Raw genomic sequence first — 11,992 nt, forward strand, 5'->3', positions numbered from 1 at the left:
GAGTAATTTAGGAAAAATTCAGGAAAGTTTTGCAGACACGCCCTACAGTCAAAGAAACCCCATCCTTCATTCGTCTGACTACTTGAGGTCGTATCGATGTCTCAGGAACCACTCGTTCGTGACGCTGAAGTGGCTGCTTTTCGCGCCGCTGTTCTCGCCAAACTCACCTATTCGGTGGGTAAGGACCCTGACCATGCGTTTGAGCATGACTGGTTCGAAGCTGTAGCACTCGCTGCTCGTGACCACATGGTCGAGCACTGGATGGACCATACCCGGCAGATTTATCGCAAGGTCCAGAAACGGGTGTATTACCTGTCGCTGGAGTTTCTTATCGGGCGTTTGCTGTACGACAGCCTGAGCAACCTTGGCCTGCTGGAAGTAGCTCGCGAAGCGATGACTGAACTGGGCGTGGACATCGAGCGCATCAAATTACTTGAGCCGGACGCCGCGCTGGGTAACGGCGGCCTGGGTCGTCTGGCAGCCTGTTTCATGGAAAGCATGTCGACGCTGGGCATCGCAGGTCACGGTTACGGTATTCGTTACGAACACGGCTTGTTCCGGCAGGCAATCGTCGATGGCTGGCAGCAGGAACAAACCGAGAACTGGCTGGACTTCGGTAACCCATGGGAGTTTGAGCGCCCGGAAGTGGTTTACCCGATTGGTTTCGGCGGCAGTGTCGACACCCTCACCAACGAGGCCGGTGAACAGCGTCAGGTCTGGCGCCCGTCTGAAACCGTCCGGGCTATTGCCTACGACACGCCTGTGGTGGGATGGCGCGGTAAAAGCGTGAACACCTTGCGTCTGTGGCGCGCCCGCGCGGTGGGCGATCTGCATCTGGAGCGTTTCAACGCCGGTGACCACTTTGGTGCAGTGGCCGAAGTTGTGCGCGCAGAAAGTATCTCCCGCGTGCTCTATCCGAACGACGCCACTGAGGCCGGCCAGGAATTACGCCTGCGCCAGGAATACTTCTTCGTTTCCGCGTCGCTGCAGGATTTGCTGCGCCGCCATCTGAACATGCACGCAACATTGATGGACCTGCCGGAACACGCAGCCATCCAGATGAACGACACGCACCCGTCCATCGCAGTCGCCGAGCTGATGCGCCAGTTGATCGACACCCACGGTATCGCGTGGGATGCGGCATGGAAGATCACCGTGGGCACCCTCGCCTACACCAACCACACCTTGCTGCCCGAGGCGCTGGAAACCTGGTCGGTTGGCTTGATGGAGCGGATGCTGCCGCGCCACATGCAGATCATCTACATCATCAATGCTCAGCACATCGACACCTTGCGTGCCAAAGGCATTCACGACTTTGACGTGCTGCGCGCGGTATCGCTGATCGAGGAAGAGAACGGTCGTCGAGTGCGCATGGGCAACCTGGCGTTCCTCGGCTCCCACAGCATTAACGGCGTTTCCGCGCTGCATACCCAGTTGATGCGCAAGACGGTTTTCGCCGAACTGCACAAGCTGTATCCGGACCGGATCAACAACAAAACCAACGGCATTACCTTTCGCCGCTGGCTGTTCCAGGCAAATCCCAAGCTCACCGAAATGCTCACCGAGTCGCTGGGCGAGGACGTGCTGGATAACGCAGAAACGCGCCTGATCGAGCTGGAACCGTTCGCGGACAAGAGCTCTTTCCGCAAGCAGTTCGCGGATCAGCGCCTGCACAGCAAACGCGCACTGGCGGCGATCATCAAGGAACGCCTGGGGATCGTGGTCAATCCGGCGGCAATGTTCGATGTGCAGGTCAAACGGATTCATGAATACAAGCGCCAGCTGTTGAACCTGTTTCACACCGTTGCCTTATATCAGGCCATCCGGGCTCAGCCGGGCACCGATTGGGTGCCACGCGTGAAGATCTTCGCGGGTAAAGCGGCGGCCAGTTATCACTCGGCCAAGCTGATCATCAAGCTGACTAACGATATTGCTCGCACGGTTAATAGCGACCCGACCGTACGCGGCCTGCTCAAAGTCGTGTTTATGCCCAACTACAACGTCAGCCTGGCGGAAAGCATCATCCCGGCAGCCGACTTGTCCGAGCAAATTTCAACTGCGGGCCTGGAAGCATCGGGCACCAGCAACATGAAATTCGGCCTCAACGGTGCGCTGACCATCGGCACGCTGGACGGTGCCAACGTGGAAATGAGCGAGCAGGTGGGCCTGGAACACATGTTCATCTTCGGCATGACCGCTCGGGAAGTCGAAGCTCATAAGCAAGTGGGCGACTTCAGCGCTTACGCGGCAGCGGCGGCATCGGGTCGACTTAATGACGTTCTGCAAGCCATTCGGGGCGGCGTGTTTTCGCCGGATGATCCTAACCGTTATGCCGGCCTGATCGATCAATTGCTGGCCTACGACCGCTTTCTGGTCTGTGCCGACTTTGATTCCTACTGGGACGCCCAGGCCAGGGTCGAAGCCCACTGGCACGACTCGAAAGAGTGGTGGCGCTCCGCGGTGCTCAACACTTCACGCATGGGCTGGTTCTCGTCTGACCGGACGATCCGGGAATACGCTGGGGATATCTGGAACGCGCTGGATTGATGGAATAAGCGCAAACCGCTCCCACTTTGGCAATACGGCCAATGTGGGAGCCGGGCTTGCCCGCGATAGGGCTGGACGCGGTTCACTTTAAATCGCGCCATTCTTATCGCGGGCAAGCCCAGCTCCCACAGGGGATCGTGCTTCACTCGGTAACCAACTCGTTTCAGCCACCGTTTCAGCATTTTCCAGCTACGCTCTGCCCACACGTGAACTCAATGGGTGTTAACCCAGTCTTATAGGCAGTATTACGTCTCGACTCGCGCTAAACTGCGCGGGTTTTTTATTCCCCCTATTCGGAGCTATCCATGTCCCGCGTTACCCTGAGTCGCTATTTGATTGAGCAGACCCGCAGCAACAACACTCCTGCCGATCTGCGCTTCCTGATCGAAGTGGTGGCGCGAGCGTGCAAGGAAATCAGCCACGCCGTTTCCAAAGGCGCGCTGGGCGGCGTGCTCGGCAGCATGGGCACTGAAAACGTTCAGGGCGAAGTGCAGAAGAAGCTCGACGTGATCTCCAACGAAATCCTGCTCGAAGCCAACGAGTGGGGCGGTCACCTGGCAGGCATGGCGTCCGAAGAAATGGACAACGCCTACCAGATCCCGGGCAAATACCCGAAAGGCGCCTACCTGCTGGTTTTCGACCCACTGGACGGCTCGTCGAACATCGACATCAACGCCCCGGTCGGCACCATCTTCTCCGTACTGCGCTGCCCGAATGAATACCTGAGCCAGAACGAGCCTTTGAACGAAAAGGCTTTCCTGCAGCCAGGTACTCAGCAAGTAGCCGCAGGTTATGCAATCTACGGCCCACAAACCATGCTGGTTCTGACCTTGGGCGACGGCGTCAAAGGCTTCACGCTGGATCGTGAAATGGGCAGCTTCGTACTGACCCACGAAGACATCAAGATCCCGACTTCCACCCAGGAATTCGCGATCAACATGTCCAACCAGCGCCACTGGGAAGCTCCAGTACAACGCTACGTTGACGAACTGCTGGCTGGCGAAGCCGGTCCACTGAAAAAGAACTACAACATGCGCTGGGTTGCTGCGATGGTCGGCGATGTACACCGCATCCTGACCCGTGGCGGTCTGTTCATGTACCCACGTGACAGCCGCGAACCATCCAAGCCGGGCAAACTGCGTTTGATGTACGAGGCCAACCCGATGTCGTTCCTGGTCGAACAAGCTGGCGGCGCGTCCACCGACGGTCATCAGCGCATCCTCGACATTCAGCCGGACGGTCTGCACCAGCGTGTGGCTGTGTTCCTGGGCTCGAAAGAAGAAGTTGAGCGCGCGACCTCGTACCACAAGGCCTGACTAACATGACTGCCCCTTGGCTCCCGCTGCTGGAATGGTGGTTCGGCTCTGCCGGATCGCCCTCCGAAATGGCGAAGGCCAAGGGCAAGTTGTGGTTCGGCAAGGATCAGGCTCAGGACACCGAAGCGCGGACGCGTTTTGGTGATCTGGTCGAATCCGCACTTTCGGGCGGTTTGAAAGAGTGGACTGAAAGTCCTGATGGCTGGCTGGCGTTGGTACTGCTGCTCGACCAACTACCACGCATGATTTTTCGCGACACGCCTAAAGCTTTCGCTGGCGATCAACGCGCTCAGGCGCTTGTTGCCCACGGCCTGAAGCTTGGCCGCGACCAGCATCTGGATCCGCTGCAGCGCACCTTCATCTATCTGGTGCTGGAACACAGCGAAACCCTCGACGCACAAAATGAAGCCGTCGCGCGCTTCACCGAACTCCTCCCCCTGCTCCCCTCCACAGACCGCGACTATTTCAACGACAGTCTTGATTACGCCGAACGCCACCGGGCAGTCATCGATCGCTTTGGGCGCTTCCCGCATCGCAACGCAATTCTTGGCCGTGCTTCAACGCCGGAAGAGATTGAATTCCTGAAACAGCCTGGTTCGCGGTTTTAAGTAAGAAACGCGCGCATGGGCAAGCACCGCTCCCACAGGTATGCGTTTGCTCGAAAAAATGGATTTTATCCTCAACGGAACCAGACCCCGCTTTTCTCTTCTAAGCTTGCGGTATTACGCCAGCAACCTGCCCATCGACCGTTTGCTGCGGCGTTGCCCTTTTCCGTTCAGGAGCTTCACCCATGTCTCTGCGCTCTCTAGCGTTGTTGTCGTTTCTCGTATTGCTGACCGCATGCAGCAAGGTTAATCAGGAAAATTACTCGAAGCTTTCTGCGGGTATGCCCAAGGCTGAAGTTGAACGCCTGCTCGGCAGCCCGACCGAATGCTCCGGCGCGCTGGGTATGTCCAGCTGCACGTGGGGCGATCAGAAGAGCTTTATCAGCGTGCAGTACGCCGCCGACAAGGTTGTGCTTTTTTCGGGACAGGGTTTGAAATAACAGATGATCAAATTACTCGTGCGCTTTGGGCTGGTGGTCATGGCCAGCTTTCTCGCAATCGGTTTCGCGCATTCCGCTGAAAACCTTGAGCCAAGAACGGTTGGTAACGTCGACCTCAAACAGTATCAGGGTACTTGGTACGAAATCGCTCGTTTACCGATGTTCTTCCAGCGTAACTGCGCGCAATCCGAAGCGCATTACGCCCTCAAGGAAGATGGCAACGTCGGCGTGACCAACCGCTGCCGGACCATTGAAGGTGAGTGGCAGGAAGCGACAGGCACAGCTACACCGCAAGTGGCGGGTAAAACCGACAAGTTATGGGTGGAGTTCGATAACTGGTTCTCCCGCCTGCTGCCCGGCGTAGCCAAAGGCGACTACTGGGTGCTGTATATCGGCGACGGCTACAAGACCGCTGTCGTGGGCAATCCGGACCGCAAATACCTGTGGCTGCTTTCGCGCACGCCTACCATCTCCAAGGAAGTGAAAGAGCATTTGCTCAGCCAGGCTCAACAGCAGGGATACGACACCACCAAGCTGGTCTGGCGGGTTGAAGATTCGAAGATCGGCAAGTAATACGCGCCAGTCATGAATCAAAAATGACCTGTAGGAGCTGCCGAAGGCTGCGATAGCGGTCCGTCAGGCCAAGCGCTTTCGCAGCCTTCGGCAGCTCCTACAGGGAATGGATTTCGATTCAAAGGAATGCGTTTTGTTGATATCGCTACCCCAACAACTCCCGCAATACCTGCGCAAACTCCCGACTACTCTGCTCTTCCCCGGCATGATGCCCTTCACGCACCACCCACTTGCCGTTGACCATCACGTCGCGAATCTGCCGGTCGCTGCCCGCGAATAACCAGCGGTTGAGGATCCCGTCGTCCGACGCGGTGGCGATGTATGGATCATTGCCATCAAGCACCAGCCAGTCGGCACGCTGCCCCACTTCCAGACCACCGATAGGCTGCCCCAACGCCTGCGCCCCACCGACCAGCGCTGCATCAAACAACGTCCTGCCGACCATTGGCTGATCGCTGCGATACAAGCGATTGCGACGCTGATCCCGCAATCGCTGACCGTACTCAAGCCAACGCAACTCCTCGACCACACTCAACGACACGTGGCTGTCTGAACCGATCCCCCAGCGCCCGCCTTGAGCGATGTAGTCCACTGCCGGGAAAATCCCGTCACCCAGATTCGCTTCAGTGGTCAGGCACAACCCGGCAACCGCACCGCTTCGCGCCATCAACGCAACTTCATCGACTTCGACATGCGTGGCATGCACCAGACACCAGCGCTCATCCACCGGAGCGTTCTCGTAAAGCCATTGCACAGGCCGACGGCCGCTCCAGCTCAGGCAGTCGTCGACTTCCTTCTGCTGTTCGGCGATGTGGATATGGACCGGACAATGCTGGTCGCTGGCGGCCAGTACCGCGCTGATCTGCTCAGGCGTTACCGCACGTAGCGAATGAAAACAAAGGCCCAACTGCTGTGCTGGCTGCTCGCGCAATACAGGTTGCAGACGCGCGTGCAGATCAAGATAGCTGTCGGTGCTGTGGATAAACCGCCGCTGACCCTCGTTCGGCGTTTGCCCGCCGAAACCGGAGTGGCTGTAGAGCACCGGCAACAGCGTCAGTCCGATCCCGGCAGAACTCGCCGCCTGACTTATTTGCAGCGCCAGTTCCGCGGGATTTGCATACGACTTGCCGGTAGTGTCCTGATGCACGTAATGAAATTCAGCGACCGAGGTAAAACCGCCCTTGAGCATTTCGATGTACAACTGACGGGCAATGACACCCAGTTGCTGCGGGCTGATCTTGCCGACCAGGCGGTACATCAAATCGCGCCAGGTCCAGAAGCTGTCATTGGGGTTCCCTGCCACTTCCGCCAGCCCGGCCATCGCCCGCTGGAACGCGTGGGAATGCAGATTCGGCATGCCTGGCAGCAACGGTCCTTTTAGCAACTCCGCGCCTGAAGCGTCTGCCTCCGCGACGATATGAGTGATCACGCCAGCGGCGCTGACCTCAATACGAACGTTATTGGCCCAACCGCTGGGCAACAATGCACGCTCGGCAAAGTAGGCAGACATGGCTCTGAATCCCGTAAAAAGTGATTTGTATATACATATACAGACGTTTGCACGCTCGGTAAACTCCGGCAAGCTTGTCGCCGAACAGGTTAATGGTTAGCGTGAGCACACGTTATTAATGACCAGGCGCTGCAAGATCAGCGCCGACCCGCACCTGAATTACCTTCGAAAAGGATTGCCCTCAGTGCCGACTCCGCCCGCCACTTCTCCGTTGGCTGCCCAAATGGGCGACAGTCCGGCCCCGCTATACGCCCGCGTAAAGCAGATGATCGCCCAGCAGATCCAGTGCGGAAACTGGCCGCCACATCACCGCGTCCCGTCGGAAAGCGAGTTGGTGACCCAACTGGGTTTCAGCCGCATGACCATCAACCGCGCCCTGCGTGAAATGACCGCCGAAGGCCTGTTGGTGCGTATGCAGGGCGTTGGCACCTTCGTCGCCGAGCCCAAGAGTCAGTCGGCACTGTTTGAAGTGCATAACATCGCTGACGAAATCGCTGCCCGTGGTCATCGGCACACCTGCAAGGTCATCCTGCTGAAAGAAGAAGCCGCAGGCTCCGAGCGAGCCCTGGCGCTGGATATGCGCGAAGGTCAGCGGGTTTTTCACTCGTTGATCGTGCATCTGGAAAACGATCTGCCGGTGCAAATCGAAGATCGCTATGTCAACGCGTTGGTCGCGCCGGATTACTTGAGCCAGGACTTCACCCAGCAGACGCCTTACGCCTATCTCTCGCAAGTCGCGCCCTTGACCGAAGGCGAGCATGTGGTTGAGGCCATTCTCGCCGAGCCGAATGAGTGCGAACTGTTGCAGATCAGCCCCAACGAACCTTGCCTGTTGATCCGTCGTCGCACATGGTCCGGCCGTCAGCCAGTGACCGCTGCACGACTGATCCACCCCGGTTCCCGTCATCGCCTGGAAGGACGTTTCAGCAAATGAGCCAACTGACCGTTTTACGCGCCGCCGACTATCCGCGCATGCCCTGGAAAAACGGCGGCGGCAGCACGGAAGAAGTGACCCGCGATGCAGGCGAAGGCCTGGAAGGTTTCGGCTGGCGTCTGTCGATTGCCGATATCGAGCAGTCCGGCGGCTTTTCATTGTTCCCGGGCTATCAGCGCATCATCACCGTGCTGCAAGGCATGGGCATGACGCTGGATATCGATGGCAAGACAACCGAGCCGCTACTGCCCGGCGACCCGTTCGCGTTCAGCGGCGACAGTCAGGTCAGTTGCACATTGCTCGACGGTGCGATTCGCGATTTCAACCTGATCTACTCACCAGAACGTTATCGCGTCAGTTTGCAGTGGGTCGATGTGCTCAAACCGCAGCGTTTGTTCAGTTCGGCGTCTACGCTGTTGCTGTTCAGCGCGGCAGAGCAGATGGCCGCGAACCTGGCCGAACATCCGCCGCAATTGCTGGAAAAGCACGATTGCCTGCAGTTGGACAATGAATCCGGCGCGCTGCTGGAGGTTGTGCTGTATGCCCCCCGTGCGAGCCGCTGCTGTTTGATTGAGCTAACTAAAATCTAAACTTAACGCGTCCCTGTAGGAGTGAGCTTGCTCGCGATTGCGGTATGTCAGCCGCCACCGAATCGCCTGATCTAATGCAATCGCGAGCAAGCTCACTCCTACAGATTGAACGCCAGCGCTACTCCAAGGACGCCCCACCCTGCCAATGACGACATCAACCACTAACAAAAAAGAAACCCCAAGAGCCATCGCCATTCTCGCCAGCTTCCTGGCCTCCGAATCAGCCGGTGGCATCGTCTTGATGGGCGCGGCGCTGGCTGCATTGATCGTCGCCAACTCCGGACTTTCCGCTGGCTACTTCGCAGCACTGCACAGCGTCTGGCTGGGGCTTTCCGTCGAGCTCTGGATCAACGACGGGCTGATGGCGATCTTCTTCCTGATGGTCGGTCTGGAAATCAAGCGTGAAGTGCTCGCGGGCGGTCTGGCTACCTGGGGCCAGCGTGCCCTGCCCGGCTTTGCGGCGGCTGGCGGCATGTTGGTGCCTGCGCTGATCTACATTGCGGTCAACTGGGGCAACAAGGAAACCATGAGCGGCTGGGCAATCCCTGCCGCTACCGACATTGCCTTCGCCCTTGGCGTACTGTCGCTGCTTGGTAAACGCGTGCCGACCTCCCTGAAAGTCTTCCTCGCCGCACTGGCGATTCTCGACGATCTGGGCGCCGTTACCATCATTGCTTTCTTCTACAGCTCGGGCCTGAACATGCCGATGCTGCTGGCCTCCTTCGCCACGCTCGCGGTTTTGATCGTGATGAATCGCCTGCGCGTACGCCGACTGCTGCCGTACTTGTTGCTGGGCGCCGCCCTGTGGTTTTTCGTCCTGCAATCGGGCGTTCACGCGACGCTGGCCGGTGTCGCTCTGGCGCTGTGTATTCCCTTGGGCAAACCTGAAGAAGAGTCCCGCTCGCCTCTGCTGTTCCTTGAGGAGAAGCTGCACTACTGGGTCGCGTTTGCCATCGTGCCCATCTTCGGCTTTGCCAACGCGGGGGTTTCGTTGTCAGGAATCTCGCTGCAGAACCTGATTGATCCTGTACCGCTGGGCGTTGCGCTTGGTCTTTTCGTGGGTAAACAGATTGGCGTATTCCTCGCCGCTGTTCTGGCCATTCGCTCCGGCCTGGCGTCGATGCCGGAAGGCAGCAACTGGGTGCAGTTGTATGGCGTCGCGATTCTCTGCGGCATCGGTTTCACCATGAGTCTGTTCATCGGCAACCTCGCCTTCCCCGGTTCCGCACATCTGATCGACGAAGTAAAAGTCGGCGTATTGATGGGCTCCGGACTGGCGGCAATCGCTGGCGTGATCCTGTTGCGCAGCCGAATCAGCAAGGGCTGAAAATTTATTTTCAAATCTCTGCATCCAGATGGGTTTCTCGCGGGTAGTACAGATAAGCAGCCGGTTTGGCTGTTAAGCGAAAACCCAAAACTGGAGATGTCTGCATGAACGCAAAACGCTTGCTCTGCCTGACTGGTGCTGCACTGGCTTTCACTTGCCTGGCGCCCTCTGCCTTCGCTCAAAGCAACCTGCCGGAAACTGTGCGGGTGCCGGATGGCTTCAAAGTCAGCCTGGAAACCACCGGTGTCGGCGAGATCACTTACGAGTGCCGCGCCAAAGCCAATGCTGCAGAAGGCATGGAATGGGCGTTCGTGGGTCCTAAAGCCGTGCTCAATGATCGCAGCGGCAAGCAAGTCGGCACCTACTACGGCCCGCCAGCCACCTGGGAAGCCAAAGACGGTTCGAAAGTGACCGGCACCCAACTCGCGGTGGCACCGTCCAGCGCTGGCAACCTGCCGTATCAGTTGGTCAAAGCCAACCCGGCTGAAGGCAAAGGCGCAATGACCGGCGTTGCGTACATTCAGCGTACCGCTCTCAAAGGCGGCGTAGCCCCCGCCAAAGCGTGTGCCGAGAGCAACAAAGGCGCCAAGGAAATCGTTAAATATCAAGCTGACTATATCTTCTGGTCTGCGAAGTAATTAGCGCGAGCCTGCGCAGGAACTGGTCTATGCTCCTGCGCGGGTGCTCCGATTCAAATCGGGGTAGAAGTACTCTGTATACGGCGTATTGAATTGTCCTCCCAAGAATCCCTGTTTGATTACGAAGCAGCACTGGATGCCTGCGCCCGAGGCGAGCGGCAGGCGCTTGAGCGGCTGTATGCCCAGGAAAGTCCTCGTTTGCTCGGTGTTGCGCAACGCTTGGTGCGCGACAGCGCATTGGCTCAGGACATCGTGCACGACGCCTTTATCAAGGTCTGGACCGGAGCGGCAAGCTTTGACAAGACCCGGGGTTCGGCGCGTGGCTGGATATTCAGCATCACCCGGCATCTGGCGTTGAACGCCATTCGCAACAATGCCCGGGAAGTGCAGAGTGAAGATGAAGACGAGCACGATGAAGCACAGGCGACGCTGGAAGGCTGGAACGTAACGGTGGACAGTTTTGACTGGCGGGTAAATCCGGGGCGGATCGAATTCTGTCTGGAGCAGCTTGAACCGGTACGTCGCAACTGCGTGTTCCACGCTTACGTGGACGGCTATTCACATCAAGAGATTGCGCAAAAAATCGGCGCGCCGCTGGGCACTGTCAAAGCCTGGATCAAGCGCAGCCTGAATGCATTACGGGAGTGCATCGGATGAGCAACAGCTCGGGCACTGAACCCCAAAAACCGCTGAACGAATTAGCGGGCGAATATGTGCTGGGCACTTTGTCTGCCGAGCAACGAATTGAAGTAGAGCGTCGACTGCCCAACGAGCCCGCCTTGCGCGCCGCAGTCGACGAATGGGAAGCACGTCTGCTGCCGCTGACGGACATGGTAGAGCCGCAGAACCCACCGCCTCACCTTTGGGCGCGAATCGAGCGCAGCCTGGATGATTTGCTCGCGCCACAAAAAGCCGCAAAACGCGACGTGCAAAGCTGGTGGAACAACCTGTCGATCTGGCGTGGTCTTGCCGGTGCCGGGCTGGCTGCGTCATTGGTGTTGGGCATGACGCTGTTCACCCAGTCGCGCTCGACTCCGGCGCCTTCGTATCTGGTGGTGCTGGTCGCGCCGCAGGACAAAGCGCCGGGCTGGGTGATTCAGACCAGCAACTCCACAGACATCCAGCTCATTCCGCTGAGCGTTACCGAAGTGCCCGCCGACAAGGCGCTGGAATTCTGGACCAAGGGCGATGACTGGCAAGGCCCGGTTTCCCTCGGACTGGTCAAGCCGGGGCAAACTCTGCAAGTGCCACTGGATAAACTGCCGCCGTTGCAGCCTAACCAACTGTTCGAGCTGACGCTGGAACAAGCCACCGGTTCACCGATAGGCAAGCCTACCGGTCCGATCCAGTTTATCGGGCGTGCGGTGAAGGTCATCTGACTCAAGCCGCGCACCATTCTGTTACCGAGCGCCCCAAAAACAAGCAAATCGCCTTCGGAGTAACACGCGTAGGTGATTGGCTTGTGAGGTGTACGACGTCCAATCGTCTCGTCATCCCCTGATAATCCTGCGC

At 58.2% G+C, this 11,992-nt stretch carries 12 protein-coding genes; 11 read left to right on the forward strand and 1 reads right to left on the reverse strand.

The features are described 5' to 3' along the window. Positions 1–96 precede the first annotated feature (96 nt). The 5 genes from ABRP31_RS25430 (at position 97) to ABRP31_RS25450 (ending at position 5,481) form a co-directional block, all read left to right on the forward strand. The gene (locus ABRP31_RS25430) at positions 97–2,547 is read left to right on the forward strand and encodes a glycogen/starch/alpha-glucan phosphorylase (RefSeq protein ID WP_087265954.1); all 2,451 of its coding nucleotides are present in this window, start codon (positions 97–99) and stop codon (positions 2,545–2,547) included. A 305-nt stretch (positions 2,548–2,852) separates the two neighbouring features. Then, positions 2,853–3,863, forward strand: a complete 1,011-nt coding sequence (locus tag ABRP31_RS25435; protein ID WP_087265953.1) for a class 1 fructose-bisphosphatase — start codon at positions 2,853–2,855, stop codon at positions 3,861–3,863. A 5-nt stretch (positions 3,864–3,868) separates the two neighbouring features. Next, positions 3,869–4,471, forward strand: coding sequence for a DUF924 family protein (locus ABRP31_RS25440; protein WP_349972686.1), 603 nt, complete (start codon positions 3,869–3,871; stop codon positions 4,469–4,471). A gap of 182 nt (positions 4,472–4,653) precedes the next feature. Further along, on the forward strand, positions 4,654–4,908 hold the full coding sequence (locus ABRP31_RS25445; protein WP_087265949.1) for a hypothetical protein: 255 nt from the start codon (positions 4,654–4,656) through the stop codon (positions 4,906–4,908). A gap of 3 nt (positions 4,909–4,911) precedes the next feature. After that, entirely contained in the window at positions 4,912–5,481 is a 570-nt protein-coding gene (locus tag ABRP31_RS25450) for a lipocalin family protein (RefSeq protein WP_349972685.1), read from the forward strand. A 145-nt stretch (positions 5,482–5,626) separates the two neighbouring features. Here the strand turns inward: ABRP31_RS25450 and ABRP31_RS25455 are convergent, their stop codons facing one another. After that, positions 5,627–6,991 (reverse strand): formimidoylglutamate deiminase, encoded by a 1,365-nt coding sequence (locus tag ABRP31_RS25455; RefSeq protein ID WP_349972684.1) that lies wholly within the window; start codon positions 6,989–6,991, stop codon positions 5,627–5,629. 223 nt (positions 6,992–7,214) lie between these two features. On the opposite strand from ABRP31_RS25455, the gene hutC reads away from it, so the two are divergent. From hutC to ABRP31_RS25485, 6 genes are all read left to right on the forward strand, one after another. Then, positions 7,215–7,925, forward strand: coding sequence for a histidine utilization repressor (hutC, locus tag ABRP31_RS25460; protein WP_193441856.1), 711 nt, complete (start codon positions 7,215–7,217; stop codon positions 7,923–7,925). Next, positions 7,922–8,515, forward strand: coding sequence for a HutD family protein (locus tag ABRP31_RS25465; RefSeq protein ID WP_349972683.1), 594 nt, complete (start codon positions 7,922–7,924; stop codon positions 8,513–8,515). Before hutC ends, ABRP31_RS25465 begins: the two co-directional genes overlap by 4 nt. Positions 8,516–8,660: 145 nt before the next feature. After that, the gene (gene nhaA, locus ABRP31_RS25470) at positions 8,661–9,842 is read left to right on the forward strand and encodes a Na+/H+ antiporter NhaA (protein WP_349972682.1); all 1,182 of its coding nucleotides are present in this window, start codon (positions 8,661–8,663) and stop codon (positions 9,840–9,842) included. Between the two features lie 104 nt (positions 9,843–9,946). Next, positions 9,947–10,480, forward strand: coding sequence for a DUF3455 domain-containing protein (locus ABRP31_RS25475; RefSeq protein ID WP_087265938.1), 534 nt, complete (start codon positions 9,947–9,949; stop codon positions 10,478–10,480). A 93-nt stretch (positions 10,481–10,573) separates the two neighbouring features. Next, positions 10,574–11,137 carry a sigma-70 family RNA polymerase sigma factor gene (locus ABRP31_RS25480; protein WP_349972681.1) on the forward strand — a complete coding sequence of 188 codons (564 nt, stop codon included), beginning with the start codon at positions 10,574–10,576 and terminating at the stop codon, positions 11,135–11,137. After that, positions 11,134–11,859 carry an anti-sigma factor domain-containing protein gene (locus ABRP31_RS25485; RefSeq protein ID WP_349972680.1) on the forward strand — a complete coding sequence of 242 codons (726 nt, stop codon included), beginning with the start codon at positions 11,134–11,136 and terminating at the stop codon, positions 11,857–11,859. The genes ABRP31_RS25480 and ABRP31_RS25485 overlap by 4 nt, the downstream gene beginning before the upstream one ends. The last annotated feature ends 133 nt before the right edge of the window (positions 11,860–11,992 follow it).

It is taken from the genome of Pseudomonas caspiana (assembly GCF_040224095.2).
Lineage (GTDB): Bacteria > Pseudomonadota > Gammaproteobacteria > Pseudomonadales > Pseudomonadaceae > Aquipseudomonas > Aquipseudomonas caspiana.

Bases quoted from the DNA above. Each gene is read 5' to 3' on its own strand.
- ABRP31_RS25485 (WP_349972680.1), top strand. From the start codon at position 11,134: ATGAGCAACAGCTCGGGCACTGAACCCCAAAAACCGCTGAACGAATTA.
- ABRP31_RS25455 (WP_349972684.1), bottom strand. From the start codon at position 6,991: ATGTCTGCCTACTTTGCCGAGCGTGCATTGTTGCCCAGCGGTTGGGCC.
- ABRP31_RS25475 (WP_087265938.1), top strand. From the start codon at position 9,947: ATGAACGCAAAACGCTTGCTCTGCCTGACTGGTGCTGCACTGGCTTTC.
- ABRP31_RS25435 (WP_087265953.1), top strand. From the start codon at position 2,853: ATGTCCCGCGTTACCCTGAGTCGCTATTTGATTGAGCAGACCCGCAGC.
- hutC (WP_193441856.1), top strand. From the start codon at position 7,215: ATGGGCGACAGTCCGGCCCCGCTATACGCCCGCGTAAAGCAGATGATC.
- ABRP31_RS25440 (WP_349972686.1), top strand. From the start codon at position 3,869: ATGACTGCCCCTTGGCTCCCGCTGCTGGAATGGTGGTTCGGCTCTGCC.
- ABRP31_RS25450 (WP_349972685.1), top strand. From the start codon at position 4,912: ATGATCAAATTACTCGTGCGCTTTGGGCTGGTGGTCATGGCCAGCTTT.
- ABRP31_RS25465 (WP_349972683.1), top strand. From the start codon at position 7,922: ATGAGCCAACTGACCGTTTTACGCGCCGCCGACTATCCGCGCATGCCC.
- ABRP31_RS25445 (WP_087265949.1), top strand. From the start codon at position 4,654: ATGTCTCTGCGCTCTCTAGCGTTGTTGTCGTTTCTCGTATTGCTGACC.
- ABRP31_RS25430 (WP_087265954.1), top strand. From the start codon at position 97: ATGTCTCAGGAACCACTCGTTCGTGACGCTGAAGTGGCTGCTTTTCGC.
- nhaA (WP_349972682.1), top strand. From the start codon at position 8,661: ATGACGACATCAACCACTAACAAAAAAGAAACCCCAAGAGCCATCGCC.